We start from the raw sequence: 19,954 nt of genomic DNA, 5'->3' as shown, positions 1-19,954 counted from the left end.
ATCCATTATAATCAAAAAGCCGTCTAAAAGGCGACCTAATGCTAAAAAATGGTTATTCAGGAGACACTAAGAATGTGTTTTACATTTAATAAGTTGTGTTAACCAAATTGGTTGACGCTTTTGTAATAGATTGAATCAGGACAATTTATGATGGCGCAATCAAAACAGAGATGCTTAAAGCTTGAAATAGTTGGCCTATTAAGAATATGATAATAACAAATGTAACGATAAATTCATTTATCGCGTAGTTCAAGTTGATTGATTCTCTGTTTTAAAATGAGGAGGTCTTTCTCGTGTATTATAGTAAAGGAAATTATGAGGCGTTTGCAACGCCCCGAAAACCTAAAGACGTCGAGAAGAAGTCGGCTTATATTGTCGGCTCGGGGCTGGCTGGTTTAGCTGCTGCAGCTTTTCTAATTCGTGATGGGCAGATGGCCGGTGAAAAAATCCATATCTATGAAGAATTACCGGTAGCTGGCGGTTCTTTGGATGGCACAGATCGGCCCAATGTTGGCTTTGTAACCCGTGGTGGACGAGAAATGGAAGATCATTTCGAATGTTTGTGGGATTTGTATCGGTCCATCCCGTCTCTTGAAATTAAAGGTGCTTCGTACTTGGACGAATATTATTGGCTGGATAAAGATGATCCGAATTCTTCTAATTGCCGTTTAATCTATAATCGTGGTAATGAGGTTCCAGACGATGGTCAGTACACGCTTGGTAAGACCTCAAAAGAACTAATCAAGTTGGTATTGACGCCGGAAGAAAAATTGGGTACCGAAACCATTCAAGAATTTTTCTCTGATGCGTTTTTTGAGAGTAACTTTTGGGTGTACTGGTCAACCATGTTTGCCTTTGAAAAGTGGCATTCAGCTGTTGAAATGAGACGTTATGTGATGAGATTCATTCATCACATTGATGGCTTGCCGGATTTCACGGCACTGAAATTCAATAAATACAATCAGTACGAATCGATGGTTAAACCGTTAATGGCTTATTTAACCGATCACCATGTCGATGTCCAATTTGAGACAACGGTTGATAATGTTTTGGTTGATTTAGAAGGAAACCAGAAAGTTGCCAGGAAATTGTTACTCACCGTTAGTGGTCAAAAACAAACCGTGACGTTAACGCCAAATGATTTGGTATTTGTCACCAATGGATCAATTACGGAAAGTTCAACCTATGGTAGTCATGATAAACCGGCGCCGATTACTGATCAACCGGGTGGTTCATGGATGCTGTGGGAAAATTTGGCAGCTCAATCTGATGATTTTGGTCATCCTAAAGTCTTCTATCAGAACTTGCCGAAGAAGAGTTGGTTTGTGTCCGCAACGGCAACGATTGAAAACGACGAGTTGGACCCTTACATTGAACGATTAACCAAACGGGATCTGCATGCCCACAAAATCAATTCGGGCGGGATTATTACAGTCACTGATTCTAATTGGATGATGAGTTTTGCGGTTCATCGGCAACCTCATTTTAAAGAACAAAAGCCAAATCAAACCACCGTTTGGATCTATGGATTGTATTCAGATGTCGATGGGAATTACATTCGAAAACCAATTGAAAATTGTTCAGGAAAAGAAATTGCTGAAGAGTTTCTTTATCATCTAGGCGTTCCGGAGAGCAAGATCGATCAACTTTCAAGTCAGGAGTATATCAATGTAGTACCAGTCTATATGCCGTTTATTACCAGTTATTTTATGCCCAGAGCTAAGGGTGATCGACCAAAAGTGGTGCCGGTTGGATCGGTTAATTTAGCCTTTATTGGGAATTTTGCTGAATCACTATCTCGAGATACGGTTTTTACAACGGAATATTCGGTTAGAACAGCTATGGAATCTGTCTATACGCTCTTAAATATTGAACGAGGGGTTCCAGAGGTATTTGGCTCAGTTTATGATATTCGTGAGTTGCTGAAATCGGTATATTATATGAACGACAAGAAAAAACTCGAAGAAATTGACCTACCATTACCAAAGCCGATTCGAAAATTAGGCTTGAAGAAGGTTGAAAAAACTTGGATTAAGGAGCTTTTGGAAGAGGCCCATTTAATTTAGGGTGAATTGTCAAACTAAGTGCAACGGTTTGTCAAAAAATACTTCATATGGGGTTTCATAGTTTAACACTTTGCGAGGACGTTGATTTAACTGCTTTTGGCAGTGTTCAACGTCCTGTTCTGTATAATTACCAATATCTGTTCGCTTGGGAAAATATTCCCGGATTAATCCATTTGTATTCTCATTTGTTCCACGCTGTTCAGGCGAATATGGATCGGGCCAATAGACAGTAACACCTAACCTTTCGCTGATTTCATCAAGATGAAGAAATTCAGTCCCATGATCTGGTGTAATAGAATGAACAAATTCTTTAGGAATGGCCCCTAACAGTTCAACTAAGCCTTTATTTATCTCCTGCGAGTCCTTTTGCACAACCTTTTTGATAAGCGTAAGCCGACTAAGCCGATCGACAACCGTTAAAAGGATGGAGTGACCCGTTCGACCAATCACAGTATCAATTTCCCAGTCACCTATACGTTGACGCTGGTTGATAAAACCAGGGCGCTCATGGATCGAGATATAGTCGGTCTGTACTTCTCGATGTCGTCTAGTATTCTTTGAATGCCGAGTCCGATGTTTATGTCTGAGATGGCGCTGAATACCGGTATCACCACGTGAGGAGTACTTCTCACCTAAATTGTGTTGATAGATATGACGGTAAATTGTGTTGTAGCTAACACACCATTGATGTTCCTTATTAAAGCGAGCGGTAATCTGCTCTGGTGACCAGTGCAGATCTAAGATGTGATGAACAATTTGACGGCGTAATTGTGGATGGCTGTCTAATAGCCGCTTCTTGTGACAATTCTGCCGCTTTTGATGATAGTCATTATCTGCTTTGCTTGGGGAATAATTACCTGCACAACGTTTTAACTCCCGTGAAATAGTGCTTGGATTTCGCCCCAGCCGTAACGCAACAGCCCGGATAGATAACCCCTTAGCTCGTAAAAACATAAGTATTTCACGTTCTTTTATAGTAAGATGTTTATAGCTCATACCGGATACCTCGAATTGTTTGATTTGGTCGTTAAACATATTCTACCCGGTATGGGTTTATTTTTTTACTTTGTGTTGCATTTCAATTGTAAATTCGCCTTTGCTAGATAAAATTAAAGATGACTACGATTACATTATCATTGATACGCCACCAACTGTTAGTGTATACACTGACTCAGCGTTAATGGCCTCAGACAGCGTTATAATTGTGCTTCAAACTCAAGAACGGTCGTATGTAGGTGCTGAGGCCTTTATATCTTACCTGCAAGAGCTTGTCTCTAATTATGACGCAGATTTCAACATTGCAGGAATACTACCGGTTCTGCTAAAGAACAACAGCCAGGTTGATCAGTCGATACTAGAACAAGCCGAGGCTGAGTTTGACAAGGATAATATTTTTAAAAATGTTGTTAAAAATATGGAACGGCTAAAACGTTATGACATTATTGGCATTGTTGATCCAGATTTAAAAACACAAAAACATGATATGCATGATATGCGAGTAGATGCGCTATATAAGAAAATTACAAATGAATTTGTTGAAAGGGTTGGTAAAGATGAGTAAAGACCTGCTCAAGAAAAGCCTTAACTCAGATGTTACTCAAGTTCCGAAACCTAGCAATATATTTTCGCGGGACATGAAAGTGAAAGCAAACACTAAAAAGTCTAAGCCTAAAACTACTACAATTAGATGCTCAGTTGAGACAGCCGATATGCTAAATGCATTATCCGCAGTGCTTAATTTTAAAAGTGTGGATGAGATGCTTGAACACACAATTAATAGCACGCTAGAAGGTTTAACAAATGAGGAACGTGCTGAATATCGAACGGTGAAGAAGATATATACTAGCAGACGCTCAAAATAACTAGCAATAATCACAATTTAGATGGAATCGTTATACTATTAATAGTAGAGAGATAAATGGGAGGCTAACGCATGAATGAAGAAGATAAAAAGAAAGAAGAACAACAAAGGTTGGCCGATAAAAAGTTTGAAGACTTCATCCAAGGAATTTACGATACTAATAAGGAGTCTTCTAATGAGGACTGGCTAGATAATGTTGCCAGTGCAATGGTCCCTAATGAGGCCGATAAAGAGAAGAGATAATGAAAAATGTTCGGAAGTTTATTACAATCTACCAGTTAACAACTAATGTCGATAAGGCGTTATCCATTACATCACCCATGCGGGCAAGTGCTTTAACAAAGTCTGAGGCGGATAATTCTTTTTCAGAACCCACACCATAAGTCTTGGCAGTCGCGATATCAGTATTGTTAAAAGTGGCTTTAACAGTATCTAAAAGAATCTTTGTATCTTGGCGAGTCCACCAGTTGCCAAAGCGATTAGCAATCTGCTGTTGGGTACTTGCACCAGAAATTAAATCTCCCCAGTCAGTATTACCGAATGACTTGTTTTGATACATCTTAATGCCGTATTCCATAGCAGAATCAACACCATTAGTTTGAATATCGTTAGTATCATTCCATTCATCTGCATCACCGCTTAAATCATTCATTGCAGGGATCTCGACTGATCGTCCTGGTTGAAGCAATCGGCCACCTAATACTGGATCGTTTTTTAGCACACCAGATTGAACAAATCGATTAGTTTGAGTATTTTGACGATAGATCCAGTCTAGAAAGACTGTTGGTTCAATTAAATTACTAAAAGTCGTAGGGTTTCCGTTAATTACGGTCATTACCTACATCTCCTATTTAAGTTTGTTGTACAAATCTGGTTTTTGACGATAAAGGTTAGTCTGCTCTTCAAGGCTCATCTGCGCAAAATCTTCGCGTGTCATAGAAACGTTAAATTGTTGACCGCCATTCTGTGGTGATTGATTACCCATAACCTTCTTTTCAACAGCTTCCTGAACTGCTTTGTTAAATAAGTTTGTGAACTTATCTAAGTTATTGTTGCGAACATCTTCTTTAACATCACTAATAAACTCCGCAAATTCAGCTGGAATGTGCTGGTCAGTTAGAACAGTTTTAGTTGCAGCTAAAGCATCCTTACGATCAGCTTCATCTAATTTTTCTTGAAGACGGTCTTGCTGTTCTTTTAAAGCTTGTCGTTGCTCTTCTAAATCGGCTTGGGCCTTCTCACTAGCATTCATGCTGGCTCGTTTTTCACCCTTTTCAAGCCATTCTTGTTCCTTTTGCTTAAGCTCCTTTTCAAGCCATTCTTGTTCCTTTTGCTTAAGCTCCTTTTCAAAATCATCCCGCAGATTGCTTTCTACTTCTTTAGCCTTAGAGGCCATCATCTTTCCAATATCATCCTGTGTGTAGGTCTTGCCAGCTGGCTTTGGATTTTTACCATCAGGATTTGGGTTGGAATCGTTTGGCTTAGGTTCTGGGTTAGGATCAGCAAAAAATTGCAAATTTGTTTTCATCATCAAAACTCCTTTTTAAGTCCGTATGCTAAATTGTTTGTAAGCGCAATAAATAAATCGATTACTCTTTAACGCCTGTAATTGAGAAAAAGGCAAATCAAAAATTCCTATTTTAAAAAGAATGGCACAATCGAATAACTTGTATGCAAATATTCAATTGTCTATAATTAGATTTAGAAGGATGCAATTTAGATAATAGAGGATTTCATATGAAAAGATTTAGACTTTGGTCAAAAATATCAATTATCATTTCTATATCTCAACTTTTATTAGCCATTTTTAAAGAAATTCAAAACTATAACAAATCTAAAAAACATCCTTCGAAAAATAAGAGAGGATGATGTTTTATGCATTGGTTATGGGTTTTAATTATTGGTGCCATCATTGGTGCTATTGCTGGAGCAATTACTAGCAAAGGAAAATCAATGGGGTGGATTGCTAATATTGTTGCCGGATTAGTTGGTTCCTCTATTGGAGAAGCTATACTCGGATCTTGGGGTCCTCAATTAGCCGGAATGGCAATTATTCCTTCAATTATTGGAGCAGTAATTGTTGTTGCTGTAGTTTCTTTCTTTGTCGGTAAATCAAAGAATTAGTTTTTAAGCTTCATTTAAGGTTCTTATACTAATTATAGATGCTAACTTAGTTAGCACCCCTCGACTTTGTTGTGAGCGAAGCCAATTAATAATATTCCTGACCCACTTAGTTTTAAACTAAGTGGGCTTTTTTTGTTCCTTAAATACCCTATTAAGTTCACCAGACAGCAGATTCCCATCTTCATCACAGGCTACCAGCTGGCAACGACACCTTGGATGAGTATCCGTGACTGGAATCGGTGCTTGTCCATAGGCAAATGTTTGTCTATCAAGTGGTTCACAAATATCACAAACACGATCATCTTCCTCGGTTAACCACATCACATACTGAACATTCTGTTCATCATACGCTCTATTCTTACCACCGTTGCTATTGCGTATAGCTTCATTAGTTGTTAACGTATGAATTCTGGATAGCATTTGGTTCATAGGCGTTGCTAAATTGTCATCAATTCGATCACCGCTTTGAGGAATACTGCGGGTCATTTTATTGATGTCTGATTTTTTCATGCGGCGACTCAAACCCTTGTTCAGGGTTTCTTTCATTCGTGTCGTCATGACGTCGCCATGCACCCAAATTCGTTGAGAATTCTCAGCTTGGTTGGCTACTTTATCTGGAACTGTTGATAGTTTATTAGGGCTTGAATTATTATAGCCATCGATATACTGCTGTTTGAGTTCATTCACTGCAAATGATTCACTTTTTGCTGTAGCAATATTCATACCGGCGCCAATCATTGCACCCAACATATCACGCCGAGAAATAGATGCTTGGGCAAAGATTGCTTGCAAGCGTTTAGACAATTTGTCACTAGGACTAGCGTTAGCTAGCATTTCATCAATTGCTTGGTAAAAGGTAGATTGTAAAGAAAATAGGGACCCTTTCAGTTAATATGTGCTAACCAAAAGGGGGCCCTATTTTCTTTTAATACCGTATTTCACACGGTATCGAATAAAGGTCGTCCGTTTAATACCTGTATTTCGGGACACATCAATGTCACTCATGCCAGCTCGATAAAGCTTAAAAGCATGTTGCAAGCGGGGATCGTCTTGGGTGTATTGGGGTTTGCGCCCGTGATATTTACCCTGCTGCTTAGCTAATGCAATCCCTTGTTGCTGGCGCTCAATGATCCGCTTACGTTCGCTTTCAGCCTGATACTTATACAGTTCAATGATGAGGTTAGTCATCAGTTGACGTAAGTTAGGATCAGCAATCCCTGTCATGGACGGTAAATTCAACACATCTAGGGTGGCACCCTTATTTTGAATGGAGTTCATGATCTTAGTCAAATCATGGTTGTTTCTGCCTAAGCGATCTAATTCAGTGACCATTACAATATCACCCTCACGAATATAGGCCAGCATTTTTTGCAGTTCTGGCCGATTAGTGTTAGCCCCACTTAATTTATCCGTAAATAATTTATCAACGTCTTTTAAAGCCGCTAACTGTCGATCTAAATGTTGCTCCTTGGAACTCACACGCGCATAACCGATTTTAGCCATTTCCAGTTCTCCTTTTGGACAGTTCTAATGAACACTTGTAATTCCTAGTATAGCACAGAAATAAAAAAGACCAATAGGGTATACCCTAGTGGCCTTTTTTTGATCCATTATCAATGGCTTTTTAAATTAGGGCCTAGTACTTTTGGAATGGAAATACTTTCCAACACCAAAAATTCTAGACCCGTTTAACTGGCAAGTTAAATATGGGTGGTTTATTTTGAGATTAGACGGCATTTTTTACCTTGACGACACAACGCAGTATAATAACTGTTATACAGCCATTTAGGAACAAGGAGGTGGATGGTGATGGCTTACTGGTTATATCAACTAGAATGGGTTTTACGGCTATTTGTGGCGGCAATCTGCGGCGACCTTGTCGGCTATGAACGAAAGGTCCGCCTAAAGACCGCTGGGATGCGGACTCATATGTTGGTTGCGGTAGGAGCCGCTCTTTTCATGATCATCTCCAAATATGGATTCTTTGATGTCCTCAATCATGCAAATTCTGTCAGCCTGGATCCATCCCGAGTTGCCTCACAGGTTGTCACTGGCATCGGGTTCATCGGCGCCGGAGCCATCATGACCGTTAATCACAAGATCGACGGCTTAACAACTGCAGCTGGCTTATGGGCGACTGCCGCGATTGGTCTGGCAGTTGGCGCGGATATGTACGTAATCGGTATTGCCGGGACGCTCTGCATCCTAATCGCCCAAACAATTGTTAGGCGAATCAAGGCGCTTAAACGTTACCCGAATCGTTCGATGATCCGCCTACAAGTTACGCTTAATGGCAAACTAAGTGACATGGACGCCTTACCAGAAAGACTAAAAATCATTGGCAGCAGTCACGTCCACATGCGAATTCTGGCATACAAACCGGATTCATTTTTCCTTGAAATGCAAATTAGATTAGTCCGCCGAACTGACCCTGATGATTTTATTTTGAAAATGAGTCATTTGGCCGATGTGAAAAAGATTGATGTGCTGGATTAACAATGACAAACAAAAAAATGATTATGAATTGGTAGATACGACCTATTTAAAAATATGTCGTATTGCTTCCTGGCATCGTATCAGTTTGTTCCCTAACAAATTCCTTTATTGAGCAAGCCAAAACTTTATTACAGCAAAAAGCCAACCAGCTGGCACAATGTGATCCACCGTGTTGCTGTTCGGTCGTCCACAGTACTGGCAGACATAGTGGTCACGGTCCAATACCAATTGGCGCAATGATTGCCATTGCTTGCCACGATAGAATTGATACTGTTCTCGCTTGTCATACGTGCGATACCTAGTGACTGTGTTGTACTTGTGCCTCGCCATTTGGTCGCCTGACCGCGCCCGCTTCTGCCGGGATGCTAGATACTCCGCCTCGTGCGCATAGTGTTTAGCGCAGTAATGATCCGGTAGTTCCACCATCTGATGGCATCCTTGTTGACGACACCTACGCACTCTAGTCATGTGAGTTACCAGATAAAAGCATCTCCGCCGTGAGAATTATCATTAACCATTTCATATTTTTTCCTTTCAAGCGTATCTTTTGATAAGCTAAATACATATTTGTTATTCTAATGATGTACACATACTACATTTTCAACGAAGGGAGATTCATTTATGACTCAAGAGGAAAAGTTTGAGAGCAAAAAGGATCAATTAGCTGGTAAGGCTAAGGAAGTCGGTGGAAAAGTGACCGGTGACAAAGAATTGGAAGCTGAAGGAAAATCTCAGGGTGTGCTTGGTAAAGCTAAGGAAAAACTTGGCGATGCAAAAGATACGGTAAAAGGTGCTACAGAAAGTGTAAAAGAAAAGTTGTCCGATAATAAAGATTAATAGTTAATGTAACGTAGATGGAGTTTGTGTGGGCGCTCCGTCTTTTTTGTACACTTTTTTATGCAAACTAAAAGCGCCATGCTGTTTAGCACGACGCTCCCGTTCCCATTTTCTGTCAATTCCAGCAATCACGTCACGCTCATACTGGCAACTGACCAATCCGTAATCTGTGCGCTTAGCTCTTGATACCACTAGCAACCATCGGCTTTATTCTGGTTTTAATGGTACAAAATTCAAGAAATGCTGCATCATAAAAATAAAAAGCCACAGCCAATTTTATATCGGTTGTGGCTCTTAGTTATTTAGTATCAATCGTTGAATATATATTTGAATTTATCTTCTCAATAAATAATTTAGCGCTATTTTATTTTTCCAACAACAGGTATTTATCATAGCGAGCTGGATGTTTTAATTTTAAATATACCCTATTGGCTAGATTGGTTTAGTCAAACAAAAATCTTAATTGGTTCCTTATAAGAACATATAAATCGCAAATCATCACTACCTGTTGTGCTATAATTATGGCAAAGGAGGTGATGATTTGCGATTTATATTTAAGGCATTAATAGTAGTTGTTATTATCCTTGCATTTCCTTTATCCATAGTTCTTGTCTTTAAAAATTGGTCAACGGCCATTGGTACTAGTACACCCATGTCATTAAAGCTTGGTTGGTTGGAGCAGTACGAACCGATATATCTCTTTTGGAGTGGAGTAATTCTGGCGGTACTGTTAATTATTTTTTTGCTTATCACACTTTTTTGGCCACGGTCACAATCATTATATCTTCATCAAAAGTCTGATGGTCAAGTGACCATCAGTAAGAAAGCTATTGAACATTTTGCGCTTTCAGCACTTCAACATGAACCCTTTATTGGCAACCCCAAGGTATCATCTAAGTTATCACGAAAAGGGATCACACTTAAAATATCGGGTGATCTACTAAATTCAGTCAATGCCAAGCAACAGACTGCAAATTTTCTTAATCAATTAAAAAAAGATTTGCGTATTTGTCTTGGAATTTCTGAACAGAAAAAAATTAAAATCAGACTCGTTGATTTTAATGAGTTGGACGCTAATGTGCATAAATCTCGAGTTGTCTAGGAGGTGATATCGTGACCGAACTCATTAAAGCCTATTTTTGGCCACTAATTGGTGGAATTATGGGATTGCTCTTAGCGGTCCTTATCATCACTTTTGGATTTTTCAAGACGCTTTTTGTTTTGATTTTTATGGCAATCGGGATTACCGCGGGTTATTATATTCAAAAAACTGGTATCTTAACAAATGTTTTTAAATAACTTGTTTGAATTATAAGGAGGAAAAATTATGCAGAATGGAACGCCAAGTGAGAAAACAACAACTAACGAAAAGTCTGGTGTTAAAGGCAATTTAACATTTGATGATAAGGTTATTCAAAAGATCATTGGTATCGCACTTTCTGAAGTAGATGGCTTATTAACCGTGGATGGCGGCTTTTTCTCAAATGTTGCTCAAAAACTAGTTAATACTTCAGATGTCACATCAGGAATTGATGTAGAGGTTGGAAAAAAGCAGGTTGCAGCGGATCTCGACATTGTTGCTGAATACGGCATTGATATTTCTAAACTGTATGACAAGATCAAAAATGTTATCGTTCGGGAAGTAAAGAATATGACCGAATTAGAAGTAATTGAGGTAAATGTGAATGTTGTTGATATCAAGACAAAGGAGCAATATGAAAAAGATTCGACTTCTCTGCAAGATCGCGTGAGCGATGCCACAGACAAAACGAAGGAAGCCGTCAGTAAGGGCGCAAAGAAATCGAAGGAAACATTAGGTGACAGCGTTGATAAAGTAACGTCTGACAATAAATCTAGTCGTGTTAACTAAAGGAGTGAGTAAATATGGGACTTATTTGGTCATTAATCGTCGGGGCAATCATTGGTGCCATTGCTGGCGCAATCACTAACCGTGGTGCTGCTATGGGCTGGATTGCAAACATCGTAGCTGGTTTAATCGGTGCGTGGATTGGCCAAGGGCTCCTTGGCACTTGGGGCCCTTCGTTAGCTGGCATGGCATTGATACCATCGATCATCGGGGCAATTATTTTAGTTCTGATTGTTTCATTAGTTGTTGGTCGAACTAGTAAAAAGTAAGGGGAATTTTATGGACGTCTTGAAAAGTGTATTTAAGTTTATGATCGCTTCTACGCTCATTGTAGGTGGTGTCCTCATCGGTGGCACCGTCTTGGCTGCTAAGAAAGTAGATGGCATTGGTGATACATTGCAACAAAAATTACATGGATAATTAGCCAAATTTATCTGTATTAGGCTTCTTAGAACGTAAATAATTGAGCAATTGAAGATCAGTTAATCAATATTTAAATTGGTGAGATGACCCTTTATAAATATAGATTGGAATTTTTTCGATAATTAATCAAAGCAGGCACTTTTTTACATAGGTGCTTGCTTTTATTTATCTATACATTATGACCTAGCAGTTAAAAACTGTTTTTACAGATATAAATATAGTATTCTTACTGATTCTTTAATTTTATATTTGGTTAAAGAGCTAGACTGCCTGTATAATAGATCCAGTAGAGAAGTTAAGGCGGTGGCTATTTCCAATCGGAGGTGGTGCTTATGGTGTTAAACCTTTAAAGCCCATAAGGTAGATTGCAAATTTAATCCGAATTTTTGGACAAATTTGTCAGCATAACCTGATACGGTGTTTGCCAGTCGAGTATTTTAAGCGGTCGCTGGTTAATTTGGAGTAACGTCGTCGTTAAATCTTGAGCACTAATGTGCTCAAAACGAGTCCCTTTAGGATAAAAATAACGTAAATTCCGATTAAATTTGCAATCTACCATAAGATAAAATGTTTTTAAAACTGATAACGTATTTATTTCACAACAATTAGGCATTTATTTTTGATAAAAATATAAAGCAGGAGGATTACAATGCTGAAAACTTATTCTTTAACAAAAGATACATTAGAAGTTTCGTCAGAATCAAATATCAAAAATTCTTCTGTTGTTTATGTTTATGGTGACGAACGAGAATATATCGAATCTTTTGAACATAAATATAACTTTAAAATAGGCAATATACTAACGTTTGATGATCAAGTTGCATATGACACGATGATAGATCAGAACGATGAAAAAAGTTTGCTCGTAAGTTTTTTGTTTCCCGAGGTACATGAAGGTGGGCATCTAGATAATCTGATGACATCTGTTGTTTTCTTGGTATTTAAAAATAAGTTGATAATTTTTACAAAACAAAAATTAAAATTCATTCCCGAACTCTTATCCAATATGGTTTTACGTGATGTCAATAATTTCATGGAGGAAGTACTTTTAAAGATCATGCAAAAAGATTTCCATGTGATGCTTAACAACCTTCGTGGAGTCAAGGAAAAAATTGATGATTTAGACTCAAAAATATCAACGTCCGGTCCACTCAGACCAACGTTTAATGATTTATTGACTCTTCAAAAATACATGATAGCTTTGTCAACAACCTATGGCGCTAATCACAAAGCGCTGGATTTCGTTAAAAAAATTTCACAACTATTAATGATATTGATTTTACCACCAAAAAAATAATTGATGAGATATACGATACAAGCGACACAATGGATAGAATTATTTTAGGTTACAGCCAATATTTGGATGATTTGGAAGATATGATAAACAATATGATTTCTTATCAGCTTAACATGATTATGAAAACTCTAACAGAGATATCAATCGTTTTGACTATTCCAGCGATTATTTTTGGCTTTTGGGGAATCAATGTCGATGTCCCGTTTGAAAAATCTTTTTATGGTGCTTTTGCTGTGCTGATTATCTCTGTTATACTAAGCCTAATTTGCTGGTTTTTGATGCGACGCAAAAAATATTTGTAAAGTATTTGTGATACCCTAATATGATTTAAAGCAGAATTGCATGGATTACGCAGGAAGTTTTAAGGGCGGTGGCTGTCTTTTCCCTTGCGAGGTGAGGCCCATGGGAACATGGAATAATCTTCAGGAAGGTTTCACAGTCAATGAGCGTCTTCCAGACACTCTCGTTGATGTTGCTGTTTGCAATGTTTATTTTAGCGTTGCTAACATACATCGACAAAAGGAACAAATAAAAAAGCCGCCCTGCGTAACTTTGGCTAGGTTACAGGGTGACTCAACTATCATTTCTTAACTAATGCCACCGCCTTTGAAGCGGCTTGCGCGGGAAGTCTTGTTAGCGCAAGACTTCCTTTTTCTATTACATTATAGCATGTCCCTTAAAAACTGGCTAACGTTTTAGGCTTTGATCAGGTTCAGAATCTGGTTGTTTGATTTCTGGATGCTGTTCAGCAAAGGATTTCAGTTGCTTCTGTGTTCGCTCACTGATTTCCTGATGCACATCGTTTAACTGTTTTTTAAATTGTGCTTTCTGTTGTGGACTAGTTGCTTGTTGAATTTGTTGTTGCAAGCCTTGATAGGACTTATTAAGATCATGGGCTGATAACTTTTTTAGATCATGCTCAGGCTCTTTTTGGGCTTCTTGTAAGCCTAATTGTTTGGTTAACCCGTCGCTAAGCTCAATCACTTTGTTGCTCACTTGCTGGATCTCACTTAAAGCACTATGGATCACGGCTTTATCTTTAGCCCAGGTGGCCACGTAACCGAGTGAGTAGTTGCTGGTATCAACGCCAATATTTTGCATGGCAACATACGCAACCGCTTCGGCTTGGGTTTCCTGATAGGCTCGTGGCCGATCTTTAAAGGCTGATTTTAATCCATGTAACTGACTATGTGCATATTCATGATATAACGTCTTCAATTTTAAAGCATTATCGGATTCATCACCACCAATAACAATTTCATTAGTGCTGGGTTGAAAATACCCTTTAGCCCCATTTAGCGTTGCTAAGGGCACTTCACTGACTTTAAGGTCGATTTGCTGGTTTAGATAGTCCTTGAATGCGTTATACAAGCTTGTCACATTCTGATGATCGGCCAAATTTTCTTTGACAAAGTCTTTAGCACTTAACACTGGTTCACCGCTAGTTTGTGCCACATCAAAGACGGGTAGATAGCGATAACCGACAATGGCGCGCTCATCGGTGGTATCAAGATGCTTCTGCTCGGCTGGTGTTAGCTTCTTAATGATCGGAGCCGCAATCCGAATCGCTTTTGCGCCCCGGTTGACGGTGCGGTTAAAAGCCTTCTGCTATTGCTTAAAACCGGCGACTTGAGTGGCTTGAGGATTTTGCGCATAAATTAAATCAATGTTTCTGGCGCTATAACGATGAAATTTAGCCAGGGTATTGAGATACTGTTTAAATCGGTCACTATCGGTTAATTTTAGGATTTGCTGTTCAGCCTGGGCGACTAATTGTGCTTTCCAGGCTTTAACGTCGGCTTTACTCGGCATTGTCTACCCCTCCTCATCTTCAAAAGTATCATTCAATGTCGGCAATGATCTTATTTGAATCGGGGTCGTGCCATAAGGGGCAACGTAGCCATCGGCTAATTTTTGCCAAGCCACTTGATAATAAGCCCCATTTTCAGTAATTTCTTTTAAATACTTATGGTAGATTGTAAAATCAATCCGAATGAAGCTTGAACAAAAACTATTTTTTAAGTTGCTCAAGCTTATTAGACCTTCACTCTTATTACATGTATAGGATCCACTATTCATTAGAGAATAGTCCATCAACATAACTGGCACATATAAATCAACTGTTAACCAGTCAATTTTTTTGGCGACTACTACCATCATTCTATCAATTTATTTAAATTCTTATATCCATCAGCAAGTATCAGCATTCTAGATCTAATTGAATAATAGCTAAGTTAAACTTACATACTGGGCGCAAAACATGTATTCATAACTGCCACCATGGCTATTTCAAGTATGTTTTACATTAGCACTTCTTGTTAGCAAAAATGGTCCATAACAATGTTACTGATTCCACATTGTTATGGGCCGTTAAGTTATTTCATCAGGTCATCAAACGTTTGATTAACCGTCTCTTGATCACGATAGTTCGTAAATGCTTTAACTGGTTGTAAGTCACTTAAATCATTGGCAACTTCCTTTGTCGCATAAATCATAACTGGGGTACGCTTCGCAAACTGGGTTTGGACTAACGCCACATTACCAACCACCGGGGTGCCCTTCGTCTTTTCGGTAATCCGCCACTTATACAACTTTTTCGTATTCAAAACATGTTTTGCCCGCTCATCAGGATCATGCACAATATGATAGGCCATTAACACATTATCAGCCATGTTGATTCCTCCTAAGAAAAAAGAAAGTTGGTGGAATTATTGGAATGTAAGGATTACATTGTTCCATTTTTTGGCCATCGGTCATTCCTTAATATCTTTAGTATACGTGCTGAACCTCAGACTAGCAATTATTTGAACCAAGCCACCAATCGATCAAACCAAGTTTGGTGATGACCAATTTGGGCCATCTTAACTATTTTAGTAACCGTTGGCTTAGGTGCTGGAGTCGTTGGTTTGGCCGGAGTTACCGGCTTGTCGGTATGATACTTAACCGTGCTGGTCTTGTCCTTACCGTTAGAGGCTTGGTTATTCCAATTATAGGTCTGACCTTGCTTGGTCAACTCACGATCAGCTTTGTCGCTTGGCAAACTCGCAACAAAGCGTGTTTTAGTTTGCTTACCAGCATACTCAGCGATTTTATCAGCTTTTGGCGTCACGGTTAGCTGACCGTTCTCAAATTTGACTGTGAAATCAGCGGGCACATCTTTAGTGTAAGTCAATGTCGCTAGTTTTTCCTTAGTCCTTGTTTTAGCATCAATCTTGCTAGTTGATCCCGACTGATCATCAGCTTTAGCTGACGAACTAGCACTCGTTGCGCTTGATGATTGGTCAGTCTTAGTTGCTGAACTGGCACTCATCGCACCTGCTGACTCGTCATCGGCCTTAGATGATGAATTGGTATCGCTTGTTGCGGTATCAGCTAGATAAACTTTCACCGCTTTCAAATCAACTTTCGCATCTTTTGGTAGTTGATCGGTATCGGTCATATATTGGGTTTCACCTAAATTGTTATACTGGTTAAAATGTTGAAAGGAACGGTTTTGGCATTGATAATATTAGCATTGGCCACTTTGTCAGCTAACTTACCATCTTGTGTTTCAACCTTTTTCACAATCAAGTCCGGATCCTTTTCTGAATGATATGCCACATCATTTGATGGTTTATCGCCCTTAGTTACCTTATTTGACCAGGTATAATCGTTATCTTTCTTAGTTAACTCACTATCGGTCTTATCCTTTGGCAAACTAGCCGCAAACCGGACCTTCGTTTGCTGGCTCTTAAACTCATTTTCCTTACCCGCTTTCGGCGTCACGGTTAACTTACCGTCCTTATAAGCAATCGTAACATCGCTGGTCACGTCTTTCGTATAGCTCAGCCCCGTGAGCTTATCAGCCGTCATGCTAAAGGCGTCGGCCTTCCCATCGCTCATCATCACCTTGATCTTACTGGTATCAACCTGCACATTTTTCGGCAATTGATCAGTATCCGTTAAATCGTCAGTATGTGAGTTGTTATCGTACTGATTGAAAATATCAAAGTAAACGTCCTTACCCGTCAAGATATTAACGTTGTCACTCGTTGTTGCGAGCTTGCCTTGGGCATCTTCCACGCGCTTGGCCACTAATGATGGTGAAAGCTTCTCAACTGAGTTACTTGGCGTGTTTGAATTCGTGGTCACATCGTTGATCTTCGTATTGAATTGACTCTTAATGGTCACATTGTCGGCATTGACGGTTGTGACTAACTTAGCTTCTGGTACCGATCCTAGTATTGGGCTTGGTAGTTTTTGCTTGATTAATGGTGAGTTCTTTTTGAACCTTATCAGTCAGCACATAACTCTTAAGTTATGACGCAGTTTATATATTCATTTAGCGGACATTAACCCATTTATTAATAAAAACTGGACTTAGAATGCGTTTCTCAAACGTCAAAACATGAAAAAACGCCTATTTCTAGGCGCTTTTTACGATTATTGTTGTAAAGTTTGTTGGGCTTTTTTAGCTCTTGGCTTTTTCAAATCTGGATTAGCCTTTGCACCTGAAGATGGAAAGGGGACTGCTTCTTCTGCTTATGGTGGTCTAGGCATGGCTTTAGGTAATAACGAATTTAACGTTATCGGTGCTTTGTTCCTTAGCCAGTTTCGACTAGGATTTATAGTCTTTGGTATATTCACATTTGCTGGCGTATTAATTGCAACTTTGATTGTCCATGAGCCTTCTAATTTAGATGAAACCTCAACTAAAAAGAAAGAAAAGCTTTCTTTAAAAAATGTAAAGTTAATTTTTCCTTCTTGGCAAATTGGTGCGACTACTACCTAGCTCTTATAGGAAAAATGTTTCAGGGAGTTGGAAACTTTGCAATTACAGGATACATTTTATATATAATGACCGACTTTCTTCATCGTGGTAATCAAACTCAATCTTCTATCCAACTTGTTAACATGATTATGCTTATTTTTGGCATTTTGATGGGATTAGTCGCTGGGCCACTATCTAATAAATTTAAAATACTGAAATTACCAGTAGGTCTCTCAACTATCTTATTAGCAATTGCAGGTCTCTCCCTGTTCTTCTTAAGAAATAATACTGGTATTATTCTTTACGCCTTAGCTGCCGGTTTAGGAATGGGCTTATGGAACGCACTTGATAATTTATTAAACTTAAAAGTTATCCCCGATCAAAATCGTGTTGCATTTTTCTTAGGTGTTTACAACTTAGGTAATACAATTACACAAGCTATCGCACCCGTTTTAGCCGCTGCCGTCATAAGTCTTTTTGGTTATTCTGGAATTTTTATTGTTTCATTTATTTTTTCCTTGATTGGTGGTATTTCAATGCTATCGATTAAATCATTAAAACGTTAGTAAGATATTTTTTAGCAATCCTTATTTAAAGTTAAGGATTGCTTTTTGTTCTCTTCAGTTGCAATCGCTTGCAACTCGCACCTATCCTCTGCTATGCTCGTGCCAACAATGGTAATTGTTTATTCACCTAAATTTAGGATTGAGGTAATTAAATGACTGAAAGTTATCAATTTGATGTTTTGTACTTAGGCGCGGGGCATGGTGCCTTCGACGGGGCGGTTCCACTAGCTAATAGTGGTAAAAAAGTCGCCATTATCGAAGCGGACAAAATCGGGGGAACTTGTCCAAACCGTGGATGCAACGCGAAAATTACGCTGGACAACCCGGTTCAACTTTTACGCCACCAAGAACGCCTTGATGGCATTGTAAATGGTGACTTAAAGCTGGATTGGACTGCCAATGTAGAACATGAACACGAAGTCATCGACGGCTTGCCGGACATGATTACTGGTTTACTCGACTCTGTTGACATCGAAATTATTCACGGTCGTGGAAAATTTGTTGATGCTCACACCATCGAAGTGGATCAACAGCGCTACACCGCTGACAAAATCGTGATTGCAACGGGGCTACGTCCCCACCATCTAGATGTTATGGGCTCAGAACTTACGCATGACAGTACCGATTTTATGAACCTCAAACAGCTTCCTGAAAATATCGTAATTATTGGCGCGGGCTATATCGGCATGGAATTTGCCACGATTGCCAATGCTGCCGGCGCGAACGTCACTGTACTTTTACGCCATAATCGGGCGTTGCGCAAATTTAATCAAGATTACATAAAACAAGTCATTGCCGACCTCGAAAAACGAGGGGTGAAGTTCATTTACAACGCTCAGGTGGATCGTTTTGAGGAAGACGGTTCTCATTTTACCGTGTCTTATAACGATCACGAAACCCTCACCACCGACTGGATTTTGGATGCTACCGGACGAATTCCTAACATCGAAAACATCGGATTAGACGAAGTAGGCGTTAGTTACAATGCTAACGGGATCGAAGTTAACGATCATCTTCAAACTAACATTGATAACATCTATGCTTCTGGTGATGTGCTTGATAAAGAACAGCCTAAGCTCACCCCGACTGCGATCTTTGAATCTAGTTATTTAACCCAACTTTTCACAGGAAAGACTACTGACGCAATCAACTATCCGCCCATCCCAACCATTGTTTTTACCTCACCACAAATCGCACAGGTTGGTATGAGCGTCGAAGAAGCTCAGCAAAATCCTGATTACACCATTAAAACTAATCATCTTCCTGACGGATGGTTCCGCCAAGTTGATAAGGAAACAATTGGTGATAACACCTTGATTTACGATCAAGACCATCATCTTGTAGGAGCAGCTGAAGTTAGTGAACATGCTGCCGATGCAATTAACGTTTTATTACCAGCAATTGAGTTTCAATATACAGCTGAACAACTAGGCCGCATCGTACCTCTCTTCCCTACTTTGGGAGCGGACGTCTGGTCACAGATTTAAAAAAACGCTGAGCCTCTTTTAAGGAGACTCGGCATTTTTTTATTATTTGGTAGATTGCAAATTTAATCCGAATTTTTGGAAAAATTTGTCAGCATAACCTGATACGGTGTTTGCCAGTCGAGTATTTTAAGCGGTCGCTGGTTAATTTGGAGTAACGTCGTCGTTAAATCTTGAGCACTA

At 39.2% G+C, this 19,954-nt stretch carries 25 protein-coding genes and 5 pseudogenes; 17 read left to right on the top strand and 13 right to left on the bottom strand.

Features of this window, described 5'->3' with window-relative positions:
* Window positions 1-293 precede the first annotated feature (293 nt).
* Window positions 294-2,066 (top strand): oleate hydratase, encoded by a 1,773-nt coding sequence (locus GB993_RS00140; protein WP_161002579.1) that lies wholly within the window; start codon window positions 294-296, stop codon window positions 2,064-2,066.
* A 9-nt stretch (window positions 2,067-2,075) separates the two neighbouring features.
* Here GB993_RS00140 and GB993_RS00135 read toward each other — a convergent pair whose 3' ends face one another.
* Window positions 2,076-3,062 carry an IS30 family transposase gene (locus GB993_RS00135; protein ID WP_186337666.1) on the bottom strand — a complete coding sequence of 329 codons (987 nt, stop codon included), beginning with the start codon at window positions 3,060-3,062 and terminating at the stop codon, window positions 2,076-2,078.
* A gap of 100 nt (window positions 3,063-3,162) precedes the next feature.
* On the opposite strand from GB993_RS00135, the gene GB993_RS00130 reads away from it, so the two are divergent.
* The 3 genes from GB993_RS00130 (at window position 3,163) to GB993_RS12900 (ending at window position 4,170) form a co-directional block, all read left to right on the top strand.
* Window positions 3,163-3,627: a ParA family protein gene (locus GB993_RS00130; protein WP_238331551.1), complete on the top strand. Its 465-nt coding sequence runs from the start codon at window positions 3,163-3,165 to the stop codon at window positions 3,625-3,627.
* Window positions 3,620-3,928 carry a DUF5388 domain-containing protein gene (locus GB993_RS00125; RefSeq protein ID WP_161002577.1) on the top strand — a complete coding sequence of 103 codons (309 nt, stop codon included), beginning with the start codon at window positions 3,620-3,622 and terminating at the stop codon, window positions 3,926-3,928. The genes GB993_RS00130 and GB993_RS00125 overlap by 8 nt, the downstream gene beginning before the upstream one ends.
* Before the next feature lie 71 nt (window positions 3,929-3,999).
* Window positions 4,000-4,170 carry a hypothetical protein gene (locus GB993_RS12900; RefSeq protein WP_162853996.1) on the top strand — a complete coding sequence of 57 codons (171 nt, stop codon included), beginning with the start codon at window positions 4,000-4,002 and terminating at the stop codon, window positions 4,168-4,170.
* A gap of 28 nt (window positions 4,171-4,198) precedes the next feature.
* Here GB993_RS12900 and GB993_RS00120 read toward each other — a convergent pair whose 3' ends face one another.
* Window positions 4,199-4,762 (bottom strand): hypothetical protein, encoded by a 564-nt coding sequence (locus tag GB993_RS00120; RefSeq protein WP_238331550.1) that lies wholly within the window; start codon window positions 4,760-4,762, stop codon window positions 4,199-4,201.
* A gap of 12 nt (window positions 4,763-4,774) precedes the next feature.
* The gene (locus GB993_RS00115; RefSeq protein WP_238331549.1) at window positions 4,775-5,458 is read right to left on the bottom strand and encodes a DUF4355 domain-containing protein; all 684 of its coding nucleotides are present in this window, start codon (window positions 5,456-5,458) and stop codon (window positions 4,775-4,777) included.
* A 344-nt stretch (window positions 5,459-5,802) separates the two neighbouring features.
* Between GB993_RS00115 and GB993_RS00110 the strand changes: the two genes are divergently transcribed.
* On the top strand, window positions 5,803-6,051 hold the full coding sequence (locus GB993_RS00110) for a GlsB/YeaQ/YmgE family stress response membrane protein (protein WP_003606447.1): 249 nt from the start codon (window positions 5,803-5,805) through the stop codon (window positions 6,049-6,051).
* A 117-nt stretch (window positions 6,052-6,168) separates the two neighbouring features.
* Here the strand turns inward: GB993_RS00110 and GB993_RS00105 are convergent, their stop codons facing one another.
* The gene (locus tag GB993_RS00105) at window positions 6,169-6,885 is read right to left on the bottom strand and encodes a minor capsid protein (RefSeq protein WP_161002576.1); all 717 of its coding nucleotides are present in this window, start codon (window positions 6,883-6,885) and stop codon (window positions 6,169-6,171) included.
* A gap of 81 nt (window positions 6,886-6,966) precedes the next feature.
* Window positions 6,967-7,554: a recombinase family protein gene (locus tag GB993_RS00100; RefSeq protein WP_010622482.1), complete on the bottom strand. Its 588-nt coding sequence runs from the start codon at window positions 7,552-7,554 to the stop codon at window positions 6,967-6,969.
* A 306-nt stretch (window positions 7,555-7,860) separates the two neighbouring features.
* Here GB993_RS00100 and GB993_RS00095 point away from each other — a divergent pair, with 306 nt between their 5' ends.
* Window positions 7,861-8,547 (top strand): MgtC/SapB family protein, encoded by a 687-nt coding sequence (locus tag GB993_RS00095; protein WP_161002575.1) that lies wholly within the window; start codon window positions 7,861-7,863, stop codon window positions 8,545-8,547.
* Between the two features lie 150 nt (window positions 8,548-8,697).
* Here the strand turns inward: GB993_RS00095 and GB993_RS00090 are convergent.
* A pseudogene (locus GB993_RS00090) lies at window positions 8,698-9,015 on the bottom strand (HNH endonuclease); the annotation flags it as partial.
* Between the two features lie 153 nt (window positions 9,016-9,168).
* Between GB993_RS00090 and GB993_RS00085 the strand changes: the two are divergent.
* From GB993_RS00085 to GB993_RS12895, 6 genes are all read left to right on the top strand, one after another.
* Window positions 9,169-9,384, top strand: coding sequence for a CsbD family protein (locus GB993_RS00085; RefSeq protein ID WP_057870351.1), 216 nt, complete (start codon window positions 9,169-9,171; stop codon window positions 9,382-9,384).
* Between the two features lie 541 nt (window positions 9,385-9,925).
* The gene (amaP, locus tag GB993_RS00080) at window positions 9,926-10,486 is read left to right on the top strand and encodes an alkaline shock response membrane anchor protein AmaP (protein ID WP_056946814.1); all 561 of its coding nucleotides are present in this window, start codon (window positions 9,926-9,928) and stop codon (window positions 10,484-10,486) included.
* A gap of 11 nt (window positions 10,487-10,497) precedes the next feature.
* Window positions 10,498-10,683: a DUF2273 domain-containing protein gene (locus tag GB993_RS00075; RefSeq protein WP_003596522.1), complete on the top strand. Its 186-nt coding sequence runs from the start codon at window positions 10,498-10,500 to the stop codon at window positions 10,681-10,683.
* A gap of 28 nt (window positions 10,684-10,711) precedes the next feature.
* Window positions 10,712-11,254, top strand: coding sequence for an Asp23/Gls24 family envelope stress response protein (locus GB993_RS00070; RefSeq protein WP_161002574.1), 543 nt, complete (start codon window positions 10,712-10,714; stop codon window positions 11,252-11,254).
* Window positions 11,255-11,268: 14 nt separating this feature from the next.
* On the top strand, window positions 11,269-11,520 hold the full coding sequence (locus tag GB993_RS00065) for a GlsB/YeaQ/YmgE family stress response membrane protein (RefSeq protein WP_003680323.1): 252 nt from the start codon (window positions 11,269-11,271) through the stop codon (window positions 11,518-11,520).
* Between the two features lie 10 nt (window positions 11,521-11,530).
* Window positions 11,531-11,671, top strand: a complete 141-nt coding sequence (locus GB993_RS12895; protein ID WP_003681696.1) for a hypothetical protein — start codon at window positions 11,531-11,533, stop codon at window positions 11,669-11,671.
* 376 nt (window positions 11,672-12,047) lie between these two features.
* Here the strand turns inward: GB993_RS12895 and GB993_RS00060 are convergent.
* A pseudogene (locus GB993_RS00060) lies at window positions 12,048-12,221 on the bottom strand (IS30 family transposase); the annotation flags it as partial.
* A gap of 102 nt (window positions 12,222-12,323) precedes the next feature.
* Here GB993_RS00060 and GB993_RS00055 point away from each other — a divergent pair.
* Window positions 12,324-13,273 (top strand): annotated as a pseudogene (locus GB993_RS00055) (magnesium transporter CorA family protein).
* Between the two features lie 140 nt (window positions 13,274-13,413).
* The gene (locus GB993_RS13220; RefSeq protein ID WP_072672334.1) at window positions 13,414-13,503 is read left to right on the top strand and encodes a putative holin-like toxin; all 90 of its coding nucleotides are present in this window, start codon (window positions 13,414-13,416) and stop codon (window positions 13,501-13,503) included.
* Window positions 13,504-13,658: 155 nt separating this feature from the next.
* On the opposite strand, the pseudogene GB993_RS00045 reads toward GB993_RS13220, so the two are convergent.
* The 5 genes and pseudogenes from GB993_RS00045 to GB993_RS00025 form a co-directional block, all read right to left on the bottom strand.
* A pseudogene (locus GB993_RS00045) lies at window positions 13,659-14,783 on the bottom strand (hypothetical protein).
* A 3-nt stretch (window positions 14,784-14,786) separates the two neighbouring features.
* A complete protein-coding gene (locus tag GB993_RS00040) occupies window positions 14,787-14,966 on the bottom strand; it encodes a hypothetical protein (protein WP_347877334.1) in 180 nt (59 codons plus the stop codon).
* 380 nt (window positions 14,967-15,346) lie between these two features.
* On the bottom strand, window positions 15,347-15,643 hold the full coding sequence (locus GB993_RS00035; protein ID WP_161001706.1) for a DUF5839 family protein: 297 nt from the start codon (window positions 15,641-15,643) through the stop codon (window positions 15,347-15,349).
* A gap of 128 nt (window positions 15,644-15,771) precedes the next feature.
* A complete protein-coding gene (locus tag GB993_RS00030; protein ID WP_186337665.1) occupies window positions 15,772-16,410 on the bottom strand; it encodes a hypothetical protein in 639 nt (212 codons plus the stop codon).
* 14 nt (window positions 16,411-16,424) lie between these two features.
* Window positions 16,425-17,141, bottom strand: coding sequence for a hypothetical protein (locus GB993_RS00025; RefSeq protein ID WP_161002572.1), 717 nt, complete (start codon window positions 17,139-17,141; stop codon window positions 16,425-16,427).
* A gap of 217 nt (window positions 17,142-17,358) precedes the next feature.
* Between GB993_RS00025 and GB993_RS12965 the strand changes: the two genes are divergently transcribed.
* The 3 genes from GB993_RS12965 (at window position 17,359) to GB993_RS00010 (ending at window position 19,774) form a co-directional block, all read left to right on the top strand.
* Window positions 17,359-17,742: a hypothetical protein gene (locus GB993_RS12965; RefSeq protein WP_238331548.1), complete on the top strand. Its 384-nt coding sequence runs from the start codon at window positions 17,359-17,361 to the stop codon at window positions 17,740-17,742.
* A gap of 14 nt (window positions 17,743-17,756) precedes the next feature.
* Complete coding sequence (locus tag GB993_RS00015; protein WP_005919347.1) at window positions 17,757-18,287, top strand: MFS transporter; 531 nt, start codon at window positions 17,757-17,759, stop codon at window positions 18,285-18,287.
* A gap of 152 nt (window positions 18,288-18,439) precedes the next feature.
* The gene (locus GB993_RS00010; protein WP_161002571.1) at window positions 18,440-19,774 is read left to right on the top strand and encodes a dihydrolipoyl dehydrogenase family protein; all 1,335 of its coding nucleotides are present in this window, start codon (window positions 18,440-18,442) and stop codon (window positions 19,772-19,774) included.
* Between the two features lie 62 nt (window positions 19,775-19,836).
* Here GB993_RS00010 and GB993_RS00005 read toward each other — a convergent pair.
* Window positions 19,837-19,954 (bottom strand): annotated as a pseudogene (locus tag GB993_RS00005) (IS30 family transposase); the annotation flags it as partial.

Source organism: Furfurilactobacillus milii, assembly GCF_009864005.1.
GTDB classification, from domain to species: Bacteria; Bacillota; Bacilli; order Lactobacillales; family Lactobacillaceae; genus Furfurilactobacillus; species Furfurilactobacillus rossiae_B.
The sequence above is the reverse complement of the archived record's forward strand: the minus strand, read 5'-3'. Positions and strand labels throughout refer to the sequence as shown.

Bases quoted from the DNA above. Each gene is read 5' to 3' on its own strand.
- GB993_RS00085 (WP_057870351.1), top strand. From the start codon at position 9,169: ATGACTCAAGAGGAAAAGTTTGAGAGCAAAAAGGATCAATTAGCTGGT.
- GB993_RS00035 (WP_161001706.1), bottom strand. From the start codon at position 15,643: ATGGCTGATAATGTGTTAATGGCCTATCATATTGTGCATGATCCTGAT.
- GB993_RS12965 (WP_238331548.1), top strand. From the start codon at position 17,359: ATGAAAAAACGCCTATTTCTAGGCGCTTTTTACGATTATTGTTGTAAA.
- GB993_RS12900 (WP_162853996.1), top strand. From the start codon at position 4,000: ATGAATGAAGAAGATAAAAAGAAAGAAGAACAACAAAGGTTGGCCGAT.
- GB993_RS00125 (WP_161002577.1), top strand. From the start codon at position 3,620: ATGAGTAAAGACCTGCTCAAGAAAAGCCTTAACTCAGATGTTACTCAA.
- GB993_RS12895 (WP_003681696.1), top strand. From the start codon at position 11,531: ATGGACGTCTTGAAAAGTGTATTTAAGTTTATGATCGCTTCTACGCTC.
- GB993_RS00100 (WP_010622482.1), bottom strand. From the start codon at position 7,554: ATGGCTAAAATCGGTTATGCGCGTGTGAGTTCCAAGGAGCAACATTTA.
- GB993_RS00110 (WP_003606447.1), top strand. From the start codon at position 5,803: ATGCATTGGTTATGGGTTTTAATTATTGGTGCCATCATTGGTGCTATT.
- GB993_RS00070 (WP_161002574.1), top strand. From the start codon at position 10,712: ATGCAGAATGGAACGCCAAGTGAGAAAACAACAACTAACGAAAAGTCT.
- GB993_RS00095 (WP_161002575.1), top strand. From the start codon at position 7,861: ATGGCTTACTGGTTATATCAACTAGAATGGGTTTTACGGCTATTTGTG.
- GB993_RS00105 (WP_161002576.1), bottom strand. From the start codon at position 6,885: ATGCTAGCTAACGCTAGTCCTAGTGACAAATTGTCTAAACGCTTGCAA.
- GB993_RS00010 (WP_161002571.1), top strand. From the start codon at position 18,440: ATGACTGAAAGTTATCAATTTGATGTTTTGTACTTAGGCGCGGGGCAT.
- GB993_RS00065 (WP_003680323.1), top strand. From the start codon at position 11,269: ATGGGACTTATTTGGTCATTAATCGTCGGGGCAATCATTGGTGCCATT.
- GB993_RS00120 (WP_238331550.1), bottom strand. From the start codon at position 4,762: ATGACCGTAATTAACGGAAACCCTACGACTTTTAGTAATTTAATTGAA.
- GB993_RS00115 (WP_238331549.1), bottom strand. From the start codon at position 5,458: ATGATGAAAACAAATTTGCAATTTTTTGCTGATCCTAACCCAGAACCT.
- GB993_RS00135 (WP_186337666.1), bottom strand. From the start codon at position 3,062: ATGAGCTATAAACATCTTACTATAAAAGAACGTGAAATACTTATGTTT.
- GB993_RS00030 (WP_186337665.1), bottom strand. From the start codon at position 16,410: ATGACCGATACCGATCAACTACCAAAAGATGCGAAAGTTGATTTGAAA.
- GB993_RS13220 (WP_072672334.1), top strand. From the start codon at position 13,414: ATGAGCGTCTTCCAGACACTCTCGTTGATGTTGCTGTTTGCAATGTTT.
- GB993_RS00015 (WP_005919347.1), top strand. From the start codon at position 17,757: ATGTTTCAGGGAGTTGGAAACTTTGCAATTACAGGATACATTTTATAT.